The 21745-nt window shown below is 61.5% G+C and carries 23 protein-coding genes; 3 read left to right on the top strand and 20 right to left on the bottom strand.

Going from position 1 to position 21745, the window contains the following annotated elements; genetic code table 11:
- Positions 1–75: 75 nt before the first annotated feature.
- The 5 genes from araH to ACI77I_RS20645 form a co-directional block, all read right to left on the bottom strand.
- On the bottom strand, positions 76–1041 hold the full coding sequence (araH, locus tag ACI77I_RS20665; RefSeq protein ID WP_094952802.1) for an L-arabinose ABC transporter permease AraH: 966 nt from the start codon (positions 1039–1041) through the stop codon (positions 76–78).
- A 17-nt stretch (positions 1042–1058) separates the two neighbouring features.
- The gene (araG, locus tag ACI77I_RS20660) at positions 1059–2558 is read right to left on the bottom strand and encodes an L-arabinose ABC transporter ATP-binding protein AraG (RefSeq protein ID WP_094952796.1); all 1500 of its coding nucleotides are present in this window, start codon (positions 2556–2558) and stop codon (positions 1059–1061) included.
- Positions 2555–3535, bottom strand: coding sequence for a substrate-binding domain-containing protein (locus ACI77I_RS20655; RefSeq protein ID WP_406998287.1), 981 nt, complete (start codon positions 3533–3535; stop codon positions 2555–2557). The genes araG and ACI77I_RS20655 overlap by 4 nt, the downstream gene beginning before the upstream one ends.
- Before the next feature lie 32 nt (positions 3536–3567).
- A complete protein-coding gene (locus tag ACI77I_RS20650; RefSeq protein WP_094952798.1) occupies positions 3568–4389 on the bottom strand; it encodes an SDR family oxidoreductase in 822 nt (273 codons plus the stop codon).
- A 237-nt stretch (positions 4390–4626) separates the two neighbouring features.
- Complete coding sequence (locus ACI77I_RS20645) at positions 4627–5106, bottom strand: GNAT family N-acetyltransferase (RefSeq protein ID WP_094952803.1); 480 nt, start codon at positions 5104–5106, stop codon at positions 4627–4629.
- A gap of 188 nt (positions 5107–5294) precedes the next feature.
- Between ACI77I_RS20645 and ACI77I_RS20640 the strand changes: the two genes are divergently transcribed.
- From ACI77I_RS20640 to ACI77I_RS20630, 3 genes are all read left to right on the top strand, one after another.
- On the top strand, positions 5295–6491 hold the full coding sequence (locus ACI77I_RS20640) for an MFS transporter (RefSeq protein ID WP_263273849.1): 1197 nt from the start codon (positions 5295–5297) through the stop codon (positions 6489–6491).
- Between the two features lie 85 nt (positions 6492–6576).
- Positions 6577–6921 carry a hypothetical protein gene (locus tag ACI77I_RS20635; protein ID WP_094952800.1) on the top strand — a complete coding sequence of 115 codons (345 nt, stop codon included), beginning with the start codon at positions 6577–6579 and terminating at the stop codon, positions 6919–6921.
- 51 nt (positions 6922–6972) lie between these two features.
- A complete protein-coding gene (locus ACI77I_RS20630; RefSeq protein ID WP_263273850.1) occupies positions 6973–7239 on the top strand; it encodes a hypothetical protein in 267 nt (88 codons plus the stop codon).
- A gap of 132 nt (positions 7240–7371) precedes the next feature.
- Here ACI77I_RS20630 and ACI77I_RS20625 read toward each other — a convergent pair whose 3' ends face one another.
- From ACI77I_RS20625 to fabF, 15 genes are all read right to left on the bottom strand, one after another.
- Positions 7372–8100: a bifunctional 2-polyprenyl-6-hydroxyphenol methylase/3-demethylubiquinol 3-O-methyltransferase UbiG gene (locus ACI77I_RS20625; protein WP_094952780.1), complete on the bottom strand. Its 729-nt coding sequence runs from the start codon at positions 8098–8100 to the stop codon at positions 7372–7374.
- A 4-nt stretch (positions 8101–8104) separates the two neighbouring features.
- The gene (locus ACI77I_RS20620; RefSeq protein ID WP_406998286.1) at positions 8105–9043 is read right to left on the bottom strand and encodes a PfkB family carbohydrate kinase; all 939 of its coding nucleotides are present in this window, start codon (positions 9041–9043) and stop codon (positions 8105–8107) included.
- A complete protein-coding gene (locus ACI77I_RS20615; RefSeq protein WP_406998285.1) occupies positions 9036–10502 on the bottom strand; it encodes a purine-cytosine permease family protein in 1467 nt (488 codons plus the stop codon). The genes ACI77I_RS20620 and ACI77I_RS20615 overlap by 8 nt, the downstream gene beginning before the upstream one ends.
- A 194-nt stretch (positions 10503–10696) precedes the next feature.
- Positions 10697–11698 carry an ADP-ribosylglycohydrolase family protein gene (locus ACI77I_RS20610; protein ID WP_406998284.1) on the bottom strand — a complete coding sequence of 334 codons (1002 nt, stop codon included), beginning with the start codon at positions 11696–11698 and terminating at the stop codon, positions 10697–10699.
- Entirely contained in the window at positions 11695–12408 is a 714-nt protein-coding gene (locus ACI77I_RS20605; protein WP_406998283.1) for a GntR family transcriptional regulator, read from the bottom strand. Before ACI77I_RS20605 ends, ACI77I_RS20610 begins: the two co-directional genes overlap by 4 nt.
- A gap of 70 nt (positions 12409–12478) precedes the next feature.
- Positions 12479–13039, bottom strand: coding sequence for a DUF1285 domain-containing protein (locus tag ACI77I_RS20600; RefSeq protein WP_242152056.1), 561 nt, complete (start codon positions 13037–13039; stop codon positions 12479–12481).
- A gap of 16 nt (positions 13040–13055) precedes the next feature.
- Positions 13056–13661 carry a DUF4823 domain-containing protein gene (locus tag ACI77I_RS20595; protein WP_094952774.1) on the bottom strand — a complete coding sequence of 202 codons (606 nt, stop codon included), beginning with the start codon at positions 13659–13661 and terminating at the stop codon, positions 13056–13058.
- Positions 13662–13763: 102 nt separating this feature from the next.
- Positions 13764–14732: a GTP 3',8-cyclase MoaA gene (locus tag ACI77I_RS20590; RefSeq protein WP_094952773.1), complete on the bottom strand. Its 969-nt coding sequence runs from the start codon at positions 14730–14732 to the stop codon at positions 13764–13766.
- Positions 14733–14871: 139 nt separating this feature from the next.
- A complete protein-coding gene (locus ACI77I_RS20585) occupies positions 14872–15540 on the bottom strand; it encodes a TetR/AcrR family transcriptional regulator (protein ID WP_094952772.1) in 669 nt (222 codons plus the stop codon).
- Between the two features lie 445 nt (positions 15541–15985).
- On the bottom strand, positions 15986–16771 hold the full coding sequence (locus tag ACI77I_RS20580) for a TatD family hydrolase (RefSeq protein ID WP_094952771.1): 786 nt from the start codon (positions 16769–16771) through the stop codon (positions 15986–15988).
- A gap of 77 nt (positions 16772–16848) precedes the next feature.
- A complete protein-coding gene (locus ACI77I_RS20575; RefSeq protein ID WP_406998282.1) occupies positions 16849–17838 on the bottom strand; it encodes a DNA polymerase III subunit delta' in 990 nt (329 codons plus the stop codon).
- Positions 17831–18463, bottom strand: a complete 633-nt coding sequence (gene tmk, locus ACI77I_RS20570; protein WP_094952769.1) for a dTMP kinase — start codon at positions 18461–18463, stop codon at positions 17831–17833. The genes ACI77I_RS20575 and tmk overlap by 8 nt, the downstream gene beginning before the upstream one ends.
- Before the next feature lie 19 nt (positions 18464–18482).
- Positions 18483–19628: an endolytic transglycosylase MltG gene (mltG, locus tag ACI77I_RS20565; RefSeq protein WP_094952768.1), complete on the bottom strand. Its 1146-nt coding sequence runs from the start codon at positions 19626–19628 to the stop codon at positions 18483–18485.
- Between the two features lies 1 nt (position 19629).
- On the bottom strand, positions 19630–20445 hold the full coding sequence (gene pabC, locus ACI77I_RS20560; RefSeq protein ID WP_406998281.1) for an aminodeoxychorismate lyase: 816 nt from the start codon (positions 20443–20445) through the stop codon (positions 19630–19632).
- Positions 20445–21689, bottom strand: a complete 1245-nt coding sequence (gene fabF / locus ACI77I_RS20555) for a beta-ketoacyl-ACP synthase II (protein WP_094952766.1) — start codon at positions 21687–21689, stop codon at positions 20445–20447. The genes pabC and fabF overlap by 1 nt, the downstream gene beginning before the upstream one ends.
- Positions 21690–21745 lie beyond the last annotated feature (56 nt).

The following is a 21745-nucleotide window of genomic DNA, read 5'->3' as shown; positions in this document are numbered from 1 at the left end:
CAACCCATATACCGGCTGATACGCCCTCATCGCAGGCAAGCCAGCTCCCACATTTTGATCTCCACAGGGCAGACTTTAACGTTGCTTCATACGGTCGATAATCACCGCCAGCAACAGGATCGAACCGCGGATCACGTACTGGTAAAAGGTGTCGATGTTCTTCAGGTTCATCGCGTTCTCAATGATCGCCAGAATCAACACCCCGGCAATCACATGGCGGATCATGCCGATGCCGCCGCTCAGCGAGACACCGCCCAGCACACAGGCGGAAATCACCGTGAGCTCAAAGCCCTGCCCGATCATCGGCTGGCCCGAGGTCATGCGCGAGGCGAGGATCACCCCAGCCAAAGCACCGATCAAACCGTGCACGGCAAAGATGATGATCTTGGTGCGATCAACGTTCACCCCAGCCAGCAACGCGGCTTCCTGATTACCACCGATGGCCATGGTGTTGCGCCCGTAGGTGGTGTAGTTGAGCAACCAGCCGAAGAACACAAAGCACAGCACGGTGATGATGATCGGCACCGGTACGCCCAACAGTTGGCCGTTACCGAACACGAAGAAGCGTTCGTCCATCACACCGACGGCCTTGCCGTTGGAGAAGATGTAGGCCAGGCCCCGCACGATCTGCATGGTCGCCAAGGTGGCGATCAACGCATTGATGCGCAGCTTGGCGATCACAATGCCGTTGATCAGCCCCACCACCAGGCCCATGGCCAACGCCGCCGACACGCCGAGCACCATGCTGTCGGTGTCACGAATCACAATCCCCGCCACCACGCCGGCACAGGCGATCACCGAGCCCACCGACAAGTCGAAGTGCCCCGACGCCAGGCAGAACAACATGGTGCACGCGGCAATCCCGACCGTGGAAATCGCCAGGCCCAGCCCGCGCATGTTCAGCGGCGAGAGGAAGTTATCGATAAACAACGCGCTTAGCACAAAGATGCTCAACGCAGCGAGTAGCATCACCCATTCATCCAAAAACTTGCGCTGGTTGAAACCTGGCCAGAAGCCTTTTGCTGTTTTTACCTGGGACATCATTCACCTCGAATTCTTCAAGCCCGCGTACGCGGAAGGGCCAGTTGCAATAGCCGTGCTTCATCCGCCTGGTCGCGGTTCAACTCGCCCGTCAGCGCGCCTTCGCTCATCACCACGATACGGTCGGAGATGCCCATCACTTCCATCAGGTCGCTGGACACAACAATCACCGCAATGCCACTGGCCGCTAGGTTGTGGATGATCTGGTAGATCTCCGACTTGGCGCCGATATCGATGCCACGGGTCGGCTCATCGAGCAGCAGCACCTTCATTGGCATCGACAGCCAGCGGCCGAGAATGGCTTTCTGTTGGTTGCCGCCGGACAGGTACATGATTTTCTGTTCGGCGTTCGGCGTTTTGACTTTCATGGCCTTGATTTGCTGGTCGGCGTTGCCCTTCTCCCAGCCTTCACGCAGGAGCCAGCCAAAGGTGGAATGGGCACCGCGCGCACTGATGTTGATGTTCTCAGCCACGCTGGACAGCGGGATGATGCCTTCCTTTTTGCGGTCCTCCGGGCAGAGCAGCACGCCGGCGGCGATGGCATCGCGGGGCGAATGCAGTTGCAGGGTTTGCCCAAACAATTCCAACTGCCCGGCGGTGGCGCGTTGCAGCCCGCTGAGCAAGCGAAACAGCTCAGTGCGCCCGGCACCCACCAAACCAAACAGGCCGAGAATCTCGCCTTTGTGCACTTGCAAGCTGACCGCTTCACGCAAGCCCGGGCCGAGCAAACCCTCGACCTTGAGCGCCACCTCGCCGCGCTCACGCGGGCGGTAATCGTAGATGTCCTGAATATCGCGACCGACCATGCAGGTCACCAACTGGTCATGGGTCAGCGCGGCCATGTCGTCAAAGGTGCGCACGAAGCGGCCGTCCTTGAACACCGTGACGGCGTCGCAGATGCGGAACACTTCTTCCATACGGTGCGACACGTACAGCACCACTTTGCCCTCGTCACGCAGGCGCGTGATGATCGCCATCAAGCGGTCGATTTCGCGTGCCGACAGGCTGCTGGTGGGTTCATCGAACGCAATCACATGGGCGCCACGGGACAATGCCTTGGCGATTTCCACCAGTTGGCGCTGGCCCAGGGACAGGCGCCCGAGCTTCTCCTGCGGGTCGATTTCATCGGCCAGGCCTTTGAGGCAGGCCAGCGCCTGCTTGCGCAGCTGGCCGCCATTGACCACGCCGAAACGCGATGGCAAATGCCCGAGGAACAGGTTCTCGGCCACGGTCATTTCCGGTACCAAGTGCAGCTCTTGGTGGATCACCGCGACACCGTTGGCGATGCTGTCGGCGGCATTTTTGAAGGCCATGGTCTGCTCGCCGATCTGCACCGTGCCACTGCTCGGGATGTAGGCGCCGCCGAGGATTTTCAGCAGCGTCGACTTGCCCGCGCCGTTCTCACCCATCAGCGCATGTACCGAGTGCGGCCGTGCTTCAAAGCTGATCTGCGCCAAGGCTTTGACCCCGGGAAAATCCTTGCCGATGCCGTTGAAACGCAGGGCTGCGCCGCTCATTTCCACAGACCGATTTTGCTCAACTCTTCCTTGAAGTTGGCGCGGGTGATCAGGGTCACGTTGTCCAAGGCGGTGAACTTGGCCGGCTCAGTGCCTTTGGTCACCCACTCGAACATCGCGCTGGCGGTTTTATAGCCCGAAGCGTCCGGGCTCAGCAGCATCGAGCCGTAGAAGCCAGTGTCGGATTTCTTCAGCTCTTCGATGGCGTCGGTGCCGTTGATGCCGACGCCGATCACGTTGGCCGCCTTGAAACCGGCGCTCTCGGTGGCGCGCACGCCGCCCAATACGGTGCTGTCGTTCATGCCGCCGATGATCAGGTTTTTCGCGGTGCCCGGCAGTTTCACCAGCGCCGAGTTGGTGGAATCCATGCTGCCCGGCACATCGAGGGTTTTCTGTGCGCTGAACAGGATGTGGTCGGCGGGCAGGCCGGCGGCCTTCAGGCCTTCTACCGAACCGTCGGAGCGCTTCTTGCCGGTTTCCAGCTCGTCAAAGGTGTTGATGACGGCGTAGGTGTCTTTCCAGTCCCAGTTGCGACGCTTGGCTTCGGTGGCCATGGCTTCGCCTTGTTTCTGGCCGATCTTGTAGGCGTCCAGGCCGACGTAAGGCACGTCTTCCATGGGCTTGCCTTTGGCGTCGACGAAACGGTCGTCCACCGCCAGCACTTTCAAACCGTTGAGCTTGGCCTTGGCCATGATCGCCGGGCCCAGGGACACGTCCGGTGGGCAGATGACGAAGCCTTTGGCGCCGTTGGCCGCGAGGGTGTCGATAGCGGAAAGGGTTTTCTCGCCATCCGGCACGGCGATCTTGATCACGGTGAAGCCCTGGTCCTTGCCGGCTTTTTCGGCGAAAGCCCATTCGGTCTGGAACCAAGGTTCTTCGGCTTGCTTGACCAGGAAGCCGATCTTCACTTCTTCGGCAGATGCAAAGCCGCTAAAGGCAACAGCGAGCGCCAAGGCGCCGAGTGTTTTCTTGAACATGAACCACCTCCTTCTTGTTATTGGAAACGTTTTTAGTCGTGGTACATCACAGAACGCCCGCCATCGATCATCAGGCAGGTTGCATTGATAAAGGGCGCCTCGTCGGTCGCCAGGAACAGCGCCGACATCGCCACCTCAACCGGCTGGCCGATGCGCTTGGGCGGGTGCAGGTCGAAGGCGCGTTGCCGTTCGGCGTGGGGGTCGGGGAAACCGTTCCAGTAATCGACGTTGAGCTGGGTTTCGATATAGCCCGGGGCGATGGCATTCACGCGGATGCCCTTGGGCGCGTATTCGATGCCGAGGGCGCGGGTCAGCCCGAGCAGGCCATGCTTGGCGACCGGATAGGGAAAGCAGCCGGGGATGATGTGGCTGGAATGGGTGGAGGCGATGTTGATGATGTTGCCGATGCCCTGCTCGATCATGTGCGGCAGCACTGTGCGGCAACCGAACCAGGCGCCGTCGAGATCGATGGCGAAGCAACGGCGCCAATCTTCGTCGGTCATTTCCAACGGGTCGCGGAACACATTGACCCCGGCGCAGTTGACCAGCACATCCACACGGCCAAAACGCTCGATGGCCAGGTTGACCAGCGACTGCCATTGCTCTTTAGAGGTGATATCGACGGCCTGCGCGACGATCTCGGCGCCGCGTTCGCGCCAGTGTGCGGCGACTTTTTCGACTTTTTCAGCCTGAATATCCGCGATGACCAAGCGCGCCTGCTGGGCCTGGAAGCAGGCGACGATCGCCTCGCCAATGCCTTGGGCAGCACCGGTGATGATCACCACTTTGTTCTTCAGCCGCTCGCCGTAGGTAGGTTCGGGCACGGCGGGTAATGACAACGGTTGGGGCTGCATCGCTTCACCTGTTTTATTTTTGGTAGTGAGTGCTGATGCTGCCGACTATAAACCCATCATTTGAAATATCTCAATATATAAATTTGCATCCCATATAGTGAAACAAAGCCAAAAAAATGTGGAAACGGGCTTGCTCGCGAATACGGCGGGTCAGGCAATAAATCATTGGCTGAACCACCGCTATCGCGGGCAAGCCAGCGCCCACATTTGATCTTCGGTGTGCGTGGAAGGGTGAATTCAGCCCTGGGCGAAATCGCGCAGTGCATCCCCTTCCATGCGGTAACGCACCCACTCTTCCTGCGGCTGCGCGCCGATGGATTTGTAGAACGCAATCGCCGGTTCGTTCCAGTCCAGCACGCTCCACTCAAAACGCCCGCAACCGTTGTCGCAGGCGATCTTCGCCAGGTGGCGCAGCAACTTTTTGCCCGCCCCGCCGCCGCGTTGCTCGGGGTTGATGTACAGGTCTTCGAGGTACAGGGAGTTGCTGCCCAGCCACGTGGAGTAACTGAAAAAGAACACCGCAAAACCAATCGGCAAACCGTCTCGCGAGCAGATCAGGCCATGGGCAGTGGCGCCCTCGCTGAACAGGCTGCGCTCGATGTCCACGACACTGGCGATCACCTCATGCCGGGCTTTTTCGTATTCGGCAAGCTCAGTGATGAACGTCAGGATCTGCGCAGCATCGCTGGGCACGGCAGGGCGAATCTCGATGGTCATGGGCGGGCCTTGGGCAATTTCAAAGGCCACATACTAAGGCGCTTTGATGACTGATTGCAGTGCATTTTCGCGGGGCCCGCGCGCTTTACTCCGTCGAACAGTAATCCGAGCACCACCAACCACAGAACAATCCGCTTGGCCACGCGTGGTAAACAGAGGGCATAAATCCAACAATTCGAGACTCGCTCATGCACACCCCGTCTACGGTGGGCGCGAAGACCTTCGCCCTGTTCTGCCTCGCCAGCTTCCTGCTGTCACTGTCCTACGGCTCGACGTTTCTGCTGTCGCTGCTGATTCATTCGCGCGGCGGTAATGAGCACGACGCCGGCAGTGTGATTTCCATGGCGATGCTCAGCACCTTCGTGGCGGTGGTGTTCTCCGGGCATTTGGCCGATGCATTGGGCGCGGCGCGAGCCATTGCGGGGATGGGTGTATTGCTGGTGGTGGCCTGCCTGGGTTTTGCCCTGATGCCGGGGTTTGGCCAAGGCTTAATGGTGTTCGGGCTGGCCCTGGGGTTGGGCTGGGGCGTGTTCTACACCTTGGGCCCGATCATCGTGAGCCTGTTGGTGGAGCCCCAGCAGCGAGCCAAGTACTTTGCCCTGCTGTCGGGCAGCATGTTGAGCGGGATCGGCTCCGGCCCGCTGCTCGGGCGCGCTGCCAGTGCGCTGGACCTGCCCCTGACCACGGCGTTCTACATCGCCGGGGTGGCCAGCCTTGCCGGGGTGGTGATGTTCTGGCGCATGGGCGCTCAACTCAAGCAGCACGCGAATGTGCCGGCGTCGAGGATTTCCTGGGCCGCCAGCCGTCGCGTGCTGTCCTCCAAGGCGGGGTTCGCGATCTTGATGGTCGGCCTGGGAGGTTGCGTGTTTGGTGGGCTTTCGTCGTTCCAGACCAGTTACGCGGCCGCGCACGGGTTGGACTATTCGCTGTTCTTCGCGGGGTTCCTGAGTGCTGCGATCACCAGCCGCCTGTTGATCGCGGGGTTCGTGGTCAAGCGTGATGCCTACCGGGCCGCCTGTGTGTTGTCCGGGATCATGCTCGGGGCCATCGCACTGTTTGCGTTTGGCGTGAGCGGTAATCTCAGCTACTTGCTGGCCGCTGCCACGCTGGGGGTTGGATACGGCCTGACGTATTCGGTGATCAATGGGTTGGTAGCCAACGAAGCGCCAGCCGGAACCACGTCACAAGCGCTGCTGCTGTTCAGCCTGGCGTACTTTGTCGGCGTGTTCGGGTTTCCCTGGCTGGCGGGCAAGATCATCGTCGACTACGGCATGCCCGTGCTGATGCTCAGCCTATTGGTCATCGCCGCGCTGAACTGGCTAATCACCGTGGCCCGCCTGATCAGGCGCCATCTTTCAGCACATAAAATCTTACAGGTGAGCTAATACCGTTCGTCGCCATCAAGGCACGAACGCGAAGGCCGGGCGGACCAATAAAGGGTAAGGACATTAATCATATGGAGACACCCTCATGAAGAATTCCAAGTTTGCCGCCCTCGCCCTCACGGGCCTGTTGTCTGCCGCCTCGCTGAACGCGTTTGCGGCCACTTCCTCGACCGGCAAGACTGACCCGGTCGGCAGCCCACCGAACCCTGCCACCCAGGAATCTCAGGATTCGATGGGCACCGGCATGGATACCAATGGTGGCGCGATCATCCAACCCGGCGCTGACCCTCGCACCCAGGGCAATGACACCCAACGCCAGGCGCCAGCTGCGGTCGGCAACGGAAAAATGGGGCCGAGTGTTAACCAGCCAAAAATCAACACCGGTGACGACTCCAATGTTCCTGGCTCGCCAAAACAACCTGCGCCTTGATACATCGAACGCAAGACGAACACCCGATCATTTCCCAGTGAAGAGGTACGCATGAACGTCGATAGAAACCTTGAGAAAGAAGTCCTCACCCGCCTGCTGCACGCCCACCCTAACGGCCTGGGCAAGGAGGTGCTGGATAACTACCGCGGCGAGAAGGAGGTTGCCAGTGTCTTGGCGTTCCTGCAGGACCGTGGGTTTATCAAGGATGGGCATGTGACCACCGACGACGCTGGTGAATATTCGTTAAACCTGCCGATCAAGCTGACCGCCTCGGGCGTTGACGAGGCGCGCAAGCTGGACGGTGAACGCTCTCAGTGATCCATTTTGTCTGGTCTGGCCCGTTGATTGAAGCGCTGCGCAAAGCTGGCTAACGCCGGTTTTCCAGCCACTACAAAACTCATGTGGGAGCAAGCCCGCTCCCACAGTTTGATTTGTGCTGCACACCCGAAATCAGCGCTGAGCCGACACCAGCAGCATCATTGGGCGCTCTTGCTCTTCCGCCAGTTCGGGCCGAGCAATCAGGTCCGCTTCGCTTGGCCCCCACTCCTGCACATGACTCAGCGTAAACCCCGCCTGAATCAACAAATTCAGCAACGTGCCCAAGGTACGATGCTGCTTGATCACGCCATCGGCCAGCCAGTTGGTCACCCGCGGCCCTTCCAACTGATAACCATCCACCGGCCAACTTTTGCGCCCCTGATCATCCACCAGCCACCCAGGATTGCGCGGCGCCATGAAGATCGGGTGTTCGATGGAAAACACCAGCCGCCCACCGGGCACTAGCGCCTGGTGTATGCGCGCAAACAGCCCTTTGAGGTCGACGATGTAATGGAAGGCCAGGGCGCTGTAGGCCAGATCGAATGCGCCGGCAGGTAGGTCGAGCTGTTCCAGGTCGGCGATTGCATAAGTGATGGTCGGCGCAGAGGTCATCTCTTTGGCCCGCGCCAGCATCTTGTGCGACACGTCCAACCCGAGCACCTGCGCGGCGCCCTGCTCCTCGGCCCAGCGGCTGAACCAGCCGTAGCCACAGCCAAGGTCCACCACTTTCAAGCCACGCATCGGCGGCAGCAGTGCCTGCAAGGCAGGCCACTCCGGCGCACCGGCCAGGCCTTCGACCGAGCGGCCCATCTTGCTGTAGCCCTCGAAGAAGGCCGGGGTGTCGTAGATATTCTGGGTCATGGGCTCATTCCCTGCTAAGAAGGCCCCATTCTGCCAACAACGCATCCACTTCGTCAGTACCCGGTGATGTCGCCGGCCCCCAGCGTGTCACCGCCAACGCCGCGGCAGCATTCGCGCGACGCGCTGCTTGTGAAGGTTGCAACCCCTTGGCCAACCCCGCAAGAAACACACCGGCATGGGCATCCCCCGCGCCGTTGCTGTCCACCGCTGTCACCTTGAAACCCGGCACATGCTCGGCCTGGCCTTGGTGGCTCACCCAGCACCCATTCGGCCCATCGCGCACCACCAGCAGTGCCTCAGCCGGCAGGTGGCGATTAAGTTCAAGCAGCGCCTCGGCCAACGTCCTCGCACCAGTAAACGCCAGGGCTTCGGGGCCATTGCTGGTCCAGATGTCGATACGCGGCAGCAAGGCAACCATCAACGCCGAATCCGGCGCTTTGACCAGCGGCCCCGGGTCGAACACCACCGTGATTTCACGCGGCAGCGCCAGCAGCCAATCGAGCAACGCCTGCGCCTTGCCTTCAAGCAACAGGCTGTAGCCGCTGACGTACACATAGTCGTCCGCGCGCGGCACCACACCGGCCAAATCCTCGGCGCTCAACTCGCCTTCAGCGCCGATATGCGAAATGAAAGTGCGTTCGGTGGTGGCCTCGGTCAGCGACACACACAAACCGGTGTCCTTGCCGTCGCTGGCGGCCTGCGCGATTTCCACGCCTTCAACCTGCATCGCTGCGCGCGCCAGGTCGCCGAAACGGCCGTTGCCATGCCGGCCGAGGTAAATCACCGGCAAACCATTGCGCCGGGCAGCAGCCATTACGTTGAAGCCACCGCCGGCTTCGAAGCTGGCGGATTGCGCCAGCACGTCGCCGCCGGTCGCAGGCAGTGTGTCGAGGGCCATGACCAGGTCGACGATGACCTGGCCGGTGTGCAGCAATCTAGACATTAGGGCTCTCGACTAAAGCCGGACGACGGTCAGCCGCGCCGCCCAGTAGCGCATAAATCCCGCCGGCCACCAGGAAGGTGACGATCCAGCCCAGGCCGTTATGGCCCAGCCACGAGTCGGACAACGGCCCGGCGAACCAGATATTTTCGGCGGTGGTGCCGATGGTGGTGAAGCAAAAACCCAGCACAATCGCTATCGCCCAGGCGCCGAATGCACGCCATTCCACACCGCCGCGATACCAGTAGGCGCTGCTGGGGCTCACGTCCAGCAGGTCTTGGGGGCTGTAGTAGTGACGGTGGATGAGGTCGACCACGAAGATGCCGACCCACGCGGTGATCGGCACGGCCAGCAACGAGATGAAGGTGATGAAGGGGCCGTAGAAACTGTCGGCGATCAGCATGAAGTAAATCGAGCCGGCGAAGATCGCCACGATGTCGACGATCACCGCGTGCACGCGCTTGACCTTCAAGCCGAGGGTCAAGGTGGTAAGGCCCGCCGAGTACACCGAGAGGTTATTCGACAGCAACAGCCCGCCAAACGCGGTGATCAGGTACGGCACGGCCATCCAGGTGGGCAGCATGTCGCGGATCGCGATGATCGGGTCAGTGGCCGAGGCCAGGTCGTTGTTGCCCACCGACAGCAGGCCGCCGAGGGTGATCAGCAGCACCAGCGGAATGCCCGCGCCAAACGCGGCAGATGCCACCAGGCGTGCGGCTTTGACGCTGCGGTGCTGGTAGCGCGACATGTCGGCACCGGCGTTGGCCCAGCCGATGCCGGTGCCGGCAGCCATGGTGCCGACGCCGATGATCATTGCGCTCAACGGCGCCGGGGTGGCATTGAACACCGCGCTCCAGTCGATGGTGGCGCAGAGGAAGCCGCCCACCAGAATGTTCAGCGCGCCGAACACGTAGGTGGCCCACTTCTGGATGACCAACAAGGTGGCGTGGCCGAGGCCGGAGACGGACAGGGTCAGCAGCACGAAAATGGCAATGAAGATCAGCGTCAGCACCGGTGCGCTTTTTGCCTCGACCGGCGAACCGAACAGGATCGAGCACAACGACAGCAACACAAACGCGGCGGTGGTGGTGTTGACGGTTTCCCAGCCCAGGCGCGACATCAGCGAGACCAAGGTGGGGCCGATATTGCCGCGCACGCCGAAGATGGCGCGCGACAGCGTCAGGCTTGGTGCACGCCCGCGACGACCGGCAATCGAGATGATACCCACCACGGCGAAAGAGCCGGCGGCGCCGAGGATCGCGACGATGATCGCCTGCCAGATCGCCAGGCCACGAAAGGCCACGAGGGTCGCGCCGAGCGGCAAGCCGAGGATGCTGATGTTGGCCGCGAACCACACCCAGAACAGCTGCAGCGGATGGCCGTTACACTCGCCTTCAGGGACCGGTTCGATACCGCGTGTTTCCAATTGCCCGGCGCTTTGGCCGCTAGACGGGGTGCTCATGAGGGGGATGCTCCTGGTGCCTGTATTGTTGTGGTTGTGGCAGATAGTCAAAGCTTCAATCGGTCGTCCTGACTCAAACTGGGCTCAATGTGGGCGCTGGCTTGCCTGCGATAGCGGTGGTTCAGCCAACTGATAGGCCACCTGATACACCGCTTTCGCGAGCAAGCCCGCTCCCACCTGTTTGCCTGCGGCGCTTATCGAATTTCGAGCAGCCCTTGCACCAGCGCCTGCAAATCCAGGCCATTGACCTGCTTGACCTGTTCAATCATCGCCTCAGGCCAGCACTGCATGCCCAAACACGCGCCCAACATCGCGCCGAGGATCGCGGCGATGGTGTCGGTGTCGCCGCCAAGGCTGGCGGCCAGGCACACGGCCTCAAAGGCATTCATCGCACCCACCGCCACTTGTTGCGCGAGGGCAAACGAGACCACTACCGATTCCTGGGACGCGACGGAGGTGCCGATCAATTCGTAGAGCAGGTCGGCAAACAAGGCCTTGTCGCCACTGCCGACGCTCAAGGTCCGTGCCCAACTGATTCGCGTGGAAATGCGTCCACCGGCAATCCAGTGGCCGTGGCGTTCGGCCTGCTGGGCAACCTGGGTGCCAATGTTGAGTGCTTCGCCCAGGTCCACGCCGTTGATGCCGGCCGAGACCACCGCGGCCACCGACGCCGCACTGGAGATACCCAGCGTGGTGTTATGGGTGACCTGGCACGCCTGAATCACGGCCTGGATAAACTGCGCCGGGTCGCTGACATCGGCGGCGATCCCCACGGGCGTGATACGCATCGCGGCGCCATTGGTGGTGCCGTAGCGCCCGGATTCTTCCGGCGTGTGGCCGGCGAGGATCATGTCGATGGCGCGCTTGGTCGATGGCCCGAGCAAATCCTGGGAGCCCTTGGCGCGCATCACCGCTTCCCAGTCGATCAGGCGTTGGGCGAGCACGGTCGGTTCGATCTTGCCCTTGCCTTCGACCAGCAACTCGCCGACCAGGATCGCCTGTTCAGTGTCATCGGTGATCGAACCGGCCGGCATATTCGGCGCAATCGGTTGGTCGCCATCGGCGTCCTCCAGGCCGGTGATGGCCCCGAAGCGCTGTTGCACCTGCTCGCGGCTCAAGGACTGGGTGGGCATGCCCAGAGCGTCGCCCAAGGCCAAGCCGTAGAAGGCGCCAAGCGCGCGATTTTCCGCGGTCATTTTGAAGCTCCAAACTGCAGATGCAGACGAAAGTGCAGAGGGTCGAGCAGGCTTTCGACGTACTCCATGAAGCGCTCGCGACGGTCGTAGGTGGTGCGCGAGGCCTTGAGAAATACCGTGCCGGCCGGACGGCCTAGCAACTCGGCGTCTTCGTCGCTCAGCGGCTCGGCGCCGATCCATTGGTCACCTTCGGCACCGATGTAGCCGTAGGCCGCCAGGGTGATGGTCAGGGAGTTGTCGATCAGGCCGACGCGGGGCAGGCTTTCCAGGCCACCGGTGGCGGGCATCAGCGAGCGCTCCAGCGACACGGCCGTGCCGTCAGTGGTGCGCCGACGGCGGTCGAGGGCGATGAACTGGTCGCTGCCGAAACGGCTGAACAGGTCCGGACGGGTCACGGCGTCCAGGCGCAGGATGTCGGTGGTCACCCGCGCGCCGGTGTCAGCCAGGGCCTGGGCCCAGCCGCTGCGTTGGTCGAGGACCATGCCGTCAAAGGTGACGATGGAACCTACGCCGCTCTGGGTGGCGATGTAGTTGCGGCGTTTGAGCTCAGCCAAGGCTTCGCGCAGGGTGCCACGGCTGACCGCGAATTCCTCGGCCAACTGATGCTCGCCCGGCAGCAGGAAACCGTCGGCCATCACTCCACCCTCGATACGGCGGATGAGCTCGTCGACGACGCGTTTTTTCTTATCAAATCGGACATGTCTAATCATGTACAAACTGATAACCGAAAGCGCCTAATGACAGCAAGCACATTATTTCAGGAGGATGAAAAAGCCGGCCTCAGGGTTCCAGGCCGATGCGGAAAAACTCCCCGCCGCTCCAGACGCCCAGCCAGTTCTGACCGTTGATCGGACGGCTGACCGCAAGCTCCACCAGTTGGTAGAACACGTTGCGATGCACGAGGGCTTCAAGGTTGGTGCGCACCCGCAGGTACGGCGCCGGTTCCTGGGTGACGGGGTCGATGACGACACGCAGCGGGTGTTCGAGGCCGGCTTCGATTTGATCGTCAACGTTGGTGCTGAAGCGCAGTACTTGGCTCTCGCCCTGCCCTTCGACCTCCAGGGTCACCGCGACAAACGGCGCATCATCGACGCTGATGCCGACCTTTTCCACGGGCGTGACCAGGAAGTAATCATCGCCATCGCGGCGGATGATGTTGGAGAACAGCTTGACCATCGGCTTACGCCCGATCGGCGTGCCTTGGTAGAACCACGTGCCGTCGCGGGCGATGCGCATGTCGATGTTGCCGCAAAAATCCGGGTTCCACAGGTGTACCGGTGCCGGCCCCTTGCCCTTGGGCAGTTGGGCCAATAGGTCATTGGCCTTGGCGGAATCGGTCATCGGGCGCTCCTCTGGCTTACTGATTACTCATACCCAGCAGGCTCCGGGCGTACTGCGCCAGTGGGCGGGCAATCAGATCTTCTGGCTTGTTGTCGTGGAACGTCAGTAAACCGCCACGACTGCGAATACGTGCAGTATCAATCAAATACTGGGTGCTGGTCTCGATCAACATGATCTGAATGACGCCAGTGTCGATCCCGACGCGGTCCAGGGCCTGTTGATCGGTCCACTCGTCGGTATTGCCGATACGGTCATCGGCTGCCGCGAAGCGGCAATACAGCAGGTAATGCGCACCCGCCGCGCGGGCTTCGGACATGGCCTGTTCCAGGCCTTCAGGCTTGTGGGCGCGACGCACCATCGGGAAATATTCGACGAAACCGTTGAAGGCTTCCTCCGCCACCACGTTAGGGCGCGGATAGGCGCTGCCCGGCGGCACAAACACACCCTGGGCGATAAACACAAAAGAGTCCGGCTGTATGCGAATCGACGCGGTGCGGCGCGTATCACTGTGGTCCAGCAACCCGGCGTCGCTCATCTGATAGCGGGTGCCTTCGGCCATATCGCTGACGGTCATGCAACCACTCAGCGTCAATGACGCCAGCAACAAAACCAGACTTCGCATCCTAATCCTCCAGAAGCCGGTGACGGAAAACCGGCGAATGGGCGTGAGATGCAGAATCCGCGCCAGAGGAGCAGATATTAGCTACAAGCTTGAGACTCGGCGTCAGCCGCCAATGATTTTCATGATGGTCGCACCGCCGGAGAAGGCCACTTCCTGTTTGTCACCCAGGGCCTTCATCAACAAACCCTGCAAGGCCGGCAGCGCCTGGTGGCGCGGCTGGTCGAGCAGGTCGCCGACGTAGTGACGGTTGCTCGACGACAGGCAACCATGCAACCAACCCGTGGACGACAGCCGCAGCCGCGAACAGGTACGACAGAACGGCACGCTTTCGTTGGCTATCACACCAAAGAAGCCCTTGCCCGGCACTTCGTAGCGCACTGCCGTGGCGTCGACCGGCGCATTGGCTTGCAGGTATTCGTGGTGTTCGCCGATCAGGCTGAGCAGTTGCTGCAAGCTGACGAATTGCTGCAGGAACGCGTTGGAGTCCTTGGCCAGATGGCCCATGCGCATCAGCTCGATAAAGCGCAGCTCGTAGCCACGCTCCAGGCAGTAGTCGAGCAGCGGCATGACCTGGTCGAGGTTCTGCCCGCGCAACGGCACCATGTTCACTTTGATCTTGATCCCGGCAGCGCGGGCCTGGTCCATGCCATCGAGCACGGTGGCCAGGTCGCCGCCACGGGCAATGGTGCGGAAGGCGTCGGCGTCCAGGGTGTCGAGGGAGACGTTGATGCGGCGGATGCCGGCCTCTACCAGCAATGGCAGCTTGCGTGCGAGCAATTGGCCGTTGGTGGTCAGGCTGATATCACTGAGGCCCATCCCACCCACCGCGCGCATGAAGGCTTCCAATTTAGGACTGACCAGCGGCTCGCCGCCAGTGATGCGCAGGCGCTCGATGCCCGCCGCTTCGATCAGATACGCCACGCCACGGGCCATGGCCTCGGCCGAGAGTTCGTCCTGGGCAGCCACCAGCCGCTTGCCGTTAGGCACGCAGTAGGTACACGCGTAATTGCAGGCTGAGGTCAGGCTGATCCGCAAATTGCGAAACCGCCTGCCTTGACGATCAACGATCATGGATCACTCCGGCAGAGGATTGTTCGGGCGCGCTAAAAGCTGACTTATAAATCAACTTTTAGCAAGGTCCTTGCCTGAGTATATTCCTGGGGTACTGCAACTGGCAGTAAATCATTGCGCCAGTAGTGTCGGGAACGGCTTAAGTCGCGGGGGTTTCGCCACTCTTGGGCTCAGCACTTGGCAGCTCGGCGCTGTGCTTACGCTTGTTGCCCATGCGCACGCCGATGTCCATCAGGAACTGGAAGAAGCCTTCCTGATCTTCCAGCACATTGCTCCAGAACGGCGAGTGGTACAGCGCCACGGCGCCATGCACCAAGGCCCAGGCAGCGCAGTAGTGGAAATACGGTGGCACGTCTTCAAGCTTGCCTTCGCTGATGCGGCCTTTGATCAACAGAGTCAGGCGCTCGAAGTTCGAGGCGCGGATCTTGTGCAGCTCCTCGACCATTTCCGGCACCTGATGGCCCTTGACCACCTTCTCTTCCAGGCGATCGAACAGGCGGTAACGCTGCGGGTCACGCATGCGGAACTCGAAGTAGGCCCGGGACAGGGCTTCCTTGTCCTTGTCGACATCGGCCGAATGCAGCAGCTCGTTCAAGTCGCGCTCGTAGTCGAGCATCAGGCGCAGGTAGATCTCGGCCTTAGATTTGAAATGCTTGTAGATCGTGCCTTTGCCGATACCCACGGCATCCGCAATCATCTCGACGGTGACGCTGTCTTCACCTTGTTCGAGGAACAACTTGAGTGCGGTGTCGAGAATTTCCTGCTCACGGCGGCGAAACTCACGGACCTTACGGGGTTCTTTTTGCATGAGGGAGAGGTCTGCAGAGGTGAATATTAGGAGGGTTGTGCATGGCCACGGCTACATGACGATACGATTTACCCAGTACGAGGGATTATCCCGACTGAACAGTCGTTGGGCAACGTCTATGTGAACCCGTCACGCACTTTAGCTTCAGCACGCCAACGATTTCATTGATATCAGTCAGAAACGAGACGTGCCCAAGGGCGCCGTGCACCTGCTCAATGAGAACTCAAGCGAAGCGCGCGTATTCCAAATCTGTTTAAAAAACGATCAGATGCGACTGGACTGAACGGGATACTGATCAATACTTGAACTGTCGACGTGACATCTCCCCCAAGTGACGCGTCGACCTGGGTACCGACGGACTGCGTACTCTTGTTTTACTCCTAATGGTCTTAGCCCGGATTCCCCCCCCAGAACCCGGGTTTTTTTTGCCTGCGATTAGGCCTTATCAGCCGGCAACGTGGGCGAGCGGGAACAGGCGCTTGAAGTTCTCGGTGGTCTGCTCGGCAAAGCGCTCGTAGGATTCGCCGCGCAGCATCGCCAGGTAATCCGCCACGTCCCGCACGTATTCCGGCAGGTTCGGCTTGCCACGATGGGGGATGGGCGCCAGGTACGGCGAATCGGTTTCCACCAGCAGGCGGTCGGCGGGCACCTGGCGCGCCACGTCACGCAGGGCGTCGGCGTTGCGGAAGGTGACGATACCCGACAGGGAAATGTAGAAGCCCAGGTCCAGCGCGGCCTTGGCCATGTCCCAGTCTTCGGTGAAGCAGTGCAGCACGCCAGCCTGTGGCAATGCGGCTTCGCGCAGCAGCGTGAGCGTGTCGGCGCGGGCGCCACGGGTGTGGACAATCACCGGCTTGCCGGTTTGCTGGGCGGCTTGCAGGTGCAGGCGGAAGGATGCCTGCTGCAATTGGGCGGCTTCGGGCTCGTAGTGGTAATCCAGGCCGGTTTCGCCAATCGCCACCACGCGTGGGTGGTTGAGTTCACCCAGCAGCCAATCCAGGGCCGGCGCTTCACCGGGTTTGAGATCCAGCGGGTGGATGCCCACCGAACAATCGACATCGGCATAACGATCAGCCAGCGCTTTGACGTCGGCGGCGTTCTCGGCGCTCACGCCGATGCACAGGAAGTGCCCTACTCCACGCTGGCGCGCCGCTTCAAGGGCAGCGTCAAGGGAGCCACCGTGCTGGGCAAGGTCGAGGCGATCAAGGTGGCAATGGGAATCTACGAGCATAGGAAGTTACAACTTAGTCCGGTAAAGGTGAGCCACGGAACGTGTCTGGCCAACGATACAACCGTCGGCCACGGAAATTAACGCCGGCCGAGCAAGCCGACCCACTGCACCAGCAATGCTTCGAGCAACAGCACGCGGTTGAGGTTGGCTTTGCCCAGGACCTTCTGGCGCTGGGCCAGAATCCAGTCCTGGATGTTCAGCACTTTGTCTTGCGCGCTTTTCTGCGCGAGGTACTGCACCACCTTGCGCATGTCCGGCAGGCCCAGGCCGCTTTCATCCTGGGTCAACTGGTAGCGCAGGATCAGGCTCGACCAGTCACAGAACCAGTCAAACAGCAGCAGCAACGGAATATCCTTCCAGGCGCTTTCGGCCAGTTGTGTCGCGGACAGCTCTTGCTTGAGCAGCTTTTTCACGCCATCCACGACCAAAGCCCGTTGCTCGCGCACGCCTTGGGCTTGCAGCTTCACGGCCGCGAGCGGTGAACCTGCGGCCAGGGTCAGCAGTTCAACCCGTTCGTCTTCGGAGCACTCCGGCAGCGCCTGCGCCAGCCACTGCAAGCTCATGGCTTCGCTCGGCAACGGGCAAGCCTGCTGCACGCAGCGGCTGCGAATGGTCGGTAACAAGCGGCTGGACTGGTGGCTGACCAGCAACAGCACGGTATCGCCCGACGGTTCTTCGAGGCTTTTGAGCAAGGCGTTGGCGGCATTGATGTTCATCGCCTCCACCGGCTCGATCAGCACCACCTTGCGCCCGCCCATCTGCGCGGTCTGCACCACAAAGCTGACGAGGTCACGCACCTGGTCGACCTTGATCGCCTTGTCGGCTTCCTCGGGTTCCAGCAGGTAGTTATCAGGGTGGCTGCCGGCCTTGAGCAGCAGGCAGGATTTGCACGCACCGCAGGCTTCCAGACTGACCGGGCGCTGGCACAGCAGGCTGGCCATCAAGCGCTCGGCCAAGGCACGCTTGCCGATACCCGCCGGCCCATGCAGCAGATAGGCGTGGGCGTGCTGAGCACGGCCGGCCAGTTGCTGCCAGAGGCTGTCCTGCCACGGATAGGCTTCAGCCACGGGCACGCTCCAGCAGAGTCGGCAATAGGGCGTCGATGGCCTGCTGTACCTGCGTCAGGGGCTGGGACGCGTCCAACCGGTGATAACGCGCAGGCTCAGCCTCGGCACGCTGGAGGAACGCAGTGCGCACGGCGTCGAAGAAGACTTGGCCTTCCAGCTCGAAACGGTCCAGGCGCCCCCGGGCACTGGCGCGAGCCATGCCCACTTCCACCGGCAGATCGAACAACAGCGTCAGGTCAGGGCGCAATTCGCCCTGGACGAACGTTTCCAAGGTGGCGATACGCGCCAGGGACAAGCCGCGGCCACCGCCTTGGTAGGCGTAGGTCGAATCGGTAAAACGGTCACAGATCACCACGGCGCCACGTGCCAGGGCTGGGCGGATCACTTCGGCCAGGTGCTGGGCACGGGCGGCAAACACCAGCAGCAGCTCGGTGTCCGGGTTCATCTGTTCTTCGCCTGGGGCCAGCAGCACTTCACGGATGCGCTCGGCCAGCGGCGTGCCGCCGGGCTCACGGGTCAACACCACCTCGACGCCCTGCGAACGCAAGCGCTCGGCCAGGTAATCGCGGTTGGTGCTTTTGCCGGCGCCTTCCGGGCCTTCCAGGGTAATAAACAAGCCAGTCACAGGCGGTCCTTAGTCAGAGTCATTGCGGGCTTTGCGGCGCGGCGGTGTCCCGCGCAGGCTCGGCGGGCGTTTCACCCGGTGCTTGCGCCGGTGCATCAGCAGGGGGCGACGCGTCTTCCGGTGGTTTCACCACTGGCGCCGGGCTGGAACGGTAATCGGCGCGGCGCTTGAGCTGAAACTCACGCACGGCGGCATTATGCGCATCCAGGTCATCGGAGAAAATATGGCTGCCATCGCCACGGGCGACGAAATACAGGCTGCTGCCCGGCACCGGGTTCAACGCGGCATGGATCGCCTCGCGGCCGACCATCGCGATCGGCGTCGGCGGCAAGCCGGCAACCATGTAGGTGTTGTAGGGGTTGGCTTCCTTGAGGTGCGCACGGGTCAGCTTGCCGTTGTAGCGTTCACCCAAGCCGTAGATCACCGTTGGGTCGGTTTGCAGCAGCATGCCGATCTTCATCCGCCGCACAAAGACGCCCGCGATCTGCCCGCGCTCTTGCGGCACGCCGGTCTCTTTCTCGACCAGGGAAGCCATGATCAGCGCTTGGTAAGGGTCGGTGTAGGGCGCATCAGCGGCGCGCTTGCTCCACTCTTGAGCGAGCACATCGTCCAGGCGGTTGTAGGCTTTTTTCAGGAATTCGACGTCGGTCATGCCGCGCACGAAGCGGTAGGTATCAGGAAAGAACCGCCCTTCGGGGAACACGCCAGGGTGGCCGAGCTTATCCATCACTTCGCTGTCGCTCAGGCCAGACAGGGTCTGCACGATCTTTTCATGCTTGGCCAGGGCCGATCGCACTTGGCGGAAGTTCCAGCCCTCCACCAACGTCAGGCTGTATTGCACCACTTCGCCGCGCTGCCACAGGCCGATCAGGCCTTCGGCGGTGAGGCCGGGGGTCATGCGGTATTCGCCGCTGTGCAGCGGCTGGCCGTCGAGGTTGAAACGCCAGTACAGGCGCAACCAGAAGGCATCATCGAGCACGCCTTCGGCTTCGAGGCGATTGAAAGTCCCCGTCGGGGTCGACCCCGCCGGTACATCGAGCAATTGTTCCTGGGTCAGATTCAGGGGCTGCTTCAAGGCAGAGTCAAGCTTCCAGGCCGAGAAGCCCAGCAGCAAGCCTGCCGAGACCAGGCCGATCTGCAGCAGTAAAACCAGTTTTCGTATCAACTCAAATATCCAATAGCGCGCGAACAATGGCCTGCAGTTTACGGGTGAGCGGCCCAACCGGCCAGCTCATCGCAGCACAGCCACGCACCGGCCAAATGCCATAGACGCTGTTGCAAACAAAAACCTCGTCGGCCTGCTGCAACTGCTCAAGGCTGATGTCGGCCACGTCCAGCGGCATGCCAAGTGCTTGAGCCTGGGCCAGAATCTCGGCGCGCATGACTCCGGCGACCCCGCAACGATTCAGATCGGCGGTCGTTAACACGCCGTTGCGCACCAGGAACAGGTTGCTGAACACGCCCTCGATGACGCGCCCGGACATATCCAGCATCAATCCTTCGGCGTGCTCAACGTCCTGCCACTCGGCGCGGGCGATCACTTGTTCCAGGCGATTAAGGTGCTTGAGACCGGCGAGCAACGGCTGCTCGGCCAAGCGGGTGGCGCACGGAAACAGACGGATGCCGTCGGCTCCATACGCGGGGGGATAAGTAGCGGGCGGATTGCCCTGCAAGAGACGGCGCACCGGGGCGCCTGGGTTGATGCCATAACCGCGCAAGCTGTCGCCTCGGGTGAGGATCAATTTGAGAACACCGTCGCCAAGGGCGGCGGCATACGCCAGCACTTCGTTACGGACAAGCTTTGAGTCCGTAACCAAGGCTAGGCGCCTGCAACCCTCGTCAAGGCGTTGCAGGTGACGGTCGAGCAGCACAGGCTGCCCGGCCTTGACGGCGATGGTTTCAAACACCCCATCACCGTACGCCAGGCCGCGATCTTTCAGGGGCACGTTGTCCGCTGGCTGACCGTCGACCCAGCTGTGCATCACTGCGTGAACCGGCGGAACACCAGGGAACCGTTGGTGCCACCAAAACCGAACGAGTTGGAGATCACCACGTCGATCGGCATCGGCTGCGCTTCGTGAGGCACGAAGTTCAGGTCGCAGCCTTCGTCCGGCTCATCGAGGTTGATGGTCGGCGGAGCGACCTGATCCTTGATGGCCATCACACTGAAGATCGCCTCGACCGCGCCCGCCGCACCCAACAGGTGGCCGGTCATGGACTTGGTGGAGCTGACCGCCAGCTTATAGGCGTGCTCACCGAACACCGACTTGATGGCTTCGGCTTCCGCCAGGTCGCCGGTCATGGTCGAGGTGCCGTGGGCGTTGATGTACTGCACCTGGTCGGCGTTGACCTTCGCATCGCGCAAGGCGTTGGTGATGCAACGCGCAGCACCGGCACCGTCGGACGGTGGCGAGGTCATGTGGTAGGCATCACCGCTCATGCCAAAGCCGATCAGCTCCGCGTAGATCGTGGCACCACGCGCCTTGGCGTGCTCCAACTCTTCCAGTACCAGCGCACCGGCGCCGTCGGACAGTACAAAGCCGTCACGGCCCTTGTCCCACGGACGACTGGCACGGGTCGGCTCGTCGTTGCGCGTCGACAGCGCACGGGACGCGCCGAAGCCGCCCATGCCCAGGCCGCAGGCGGCCATCTCGGCGCCACCGGCGATCATCACGTCAGCTTCGTCATAGGCGATGTTGCGTGCTGCCATGCCGATGCAGTGCGTACCCGTGGTGCACGCCGTCGCAATGGCGTAGTTAGGCCCCTGTGCACCGAGGTGGATGGACAGGAAACCGGAAATCATATTGATGATCGAGCCCGGGACGAAGAACGGTGAAATTCGACGGGGGCCGGAATCGTGCAGCGTGCGGCTGGTTTCTTCGATATTGGTCAAACCGCCAATACCCGAACCCATGGCCACGCCGATGCGCTCACGGTTGGCGTCGGTGACTTCCAGGCCGGCATTACGCACCGCCTGAAAACCGGCGGCCAGGCCGTATTGAATGAACAGGTCGAGTTTGCGGGACTCTTTGATCGAGAGATATTCCTCGACATTGAAGCCCTTTACCGAGCCGCCAAAACGGGTGGAATAGGCAGAAAGGTCCGTGTGTTCGATCAGACCGATACCACTGCGGCCAGCCAGAATGCCCTGCCAACTGCTTGGCACATCCGTACCCAGTGGCGACAACATACCCATACCGGTGACTACGACGCGTCTACGCGACACAGCACTCTCCTTTTTCTTGATGACGACACTTCGCTAGCGCTCACGCTTCATCAGAG

It is taken from the genome of Pseudomonas sp. D47, assembly GCF_045447305.1.
Taxonomy (GTDB): domain Bacteria; phylum Pseudomonadota; class Gammaproteobacteria; order Pseudomonadales; family Pseudomonadaceae; genus Aquipseudomonas.
This window is presented reverse-complemented; position numbering and strand designations above follow the sequence as displayed.

Coding starts and splice junctions, on each gene's coding strand:
- araH (WP_094952802.1), bottom strand. CDS start 1,041: ATGTCCCAGGTAAAAACAGCAAAAGGCTTCTGGCCAGGTTTCAACCAG.
- araG (WP_094952796.1), bottom strand. CDS start 2,558: ATGAGCGGCGCAGCCCTGCGTTTCAACGGCATCGGCAAGGATTTTCCC.
- ACI77I_RS20655 (WP_406998287.1), bottom strand. CDS start 3,535: ATGTTCAAGAAAACACTCGGCGCCTTGGCGCTCGCTGTTGCCTTTAGC.
- ACI77I_RS20650 (WP_094952798.1), bottom strand. CDS start 4,389: ATGCAGCCCCAACCGTTGTCATTACCCGCCGTGCCCGAACCTACCTAC.
- ACI77I_RS20645 (WP_094952803.1), bottom strand. CDS start 5,106: ATGACCATCGAGATTCGCCCTGCCGTGCCCAGCGATGCTGCGCAGATC.
- ACI77I_RS20640 (WP_263273849.1), top strand. CDS start 5,295: ATGCACACCCCGTCTACGGTGGGCGCGAAGACCTTCGCCCTGTTCTGC.
- ACI77I_RS20635 (WP_094952800.1), top strand. CDS start 6,577: ATGAAGAATTCCAAGTTTGCCGCCCTCGCCCTCACGGGCCTGTTGTCT.
- ACI77I_RS20630 (WP_263273850.1), top strand. CDS start 6,973: ATGAACGTCGATAGAAACCTTGAGAAAGAAGTCCTCACCCGCCTGCTG.
- ACI77I_RS20625 (WP_094952780.1), bottom strand. CDS start 8,100: ATGACCCAGAATATCTACGACACCCCGGCCTTCTTCGAGGGCTACAGC.
- ACI77I_RS20620 (WP_406998286.1), bottom strand. CDS start 9,043: ATGTCTAGATTGCTGCACACCGGCCAGGTCATCGTCGACCTGGTCATG.
- ACI77I_RS20615 (WP_406998285.1), bottom strand. CDS start 10,502: ATGAGCACCCCGTCTAGCGGCCAAAGCGCCGGGCAATTGGAAACACGC.
- ACI77I_RS20610 (WP_406998284.1), bottom strand. CDS start 11,698: ATGACCGCGGAAAATCGCGCGCTTGGCGCCTTCTACGGCTTGGCCTTG.
- ACI77I_RS20605 (WP_406998283.1), bottom strand. CDS start 12,408: ATGATTAGACATGTCCGATTTGATAAGAAAAAACGCGTCGTCGACGAG.
- ACI77I_RS20600 (WP_242152056.1), bottom strand. CDS start 13,039: ATGACCGATTCCGCCAAGGCCAATGACCTATTGGCCCAACTGCCCAAG.
- ACI77I_RS20595 (WP_094952774.1), bottom strand. CDS start 13,661: ATGCGAAGTCTGGTTTTGTTGCTGGCGTCATTGACGCTGAGTGGTTGC.
- ACI77I_RS20590 (WP_094952773.1), bottom strand. CDS start 14,732: ATGATCGTTGATCGTCAAGGCAGGCGGTTTCGCAATTTGCGGATCAGC.
- ACI77I_RS20585 (WP_094952772.1), bottom strand. CDS start 15,540: ATGCAAAAAGAACCCCGTAAGGTCCGTGAGTTTCGCCGCCGTGAGCAG.
- ACI77I_RS20580 (WP_094952771.1), bottom strand. CDS start 16,771: ATGCTCGTAGATTCCCATTGCCACCTTGATCGCCTCGACCTTGCCCAG.
- pabC (WP_406998281.1), bottom strand. CDS start 20,445: ATGCACAGCTGGGTCGACGGTCAGCCAGCGGACAACGTGCCCCTGAAA.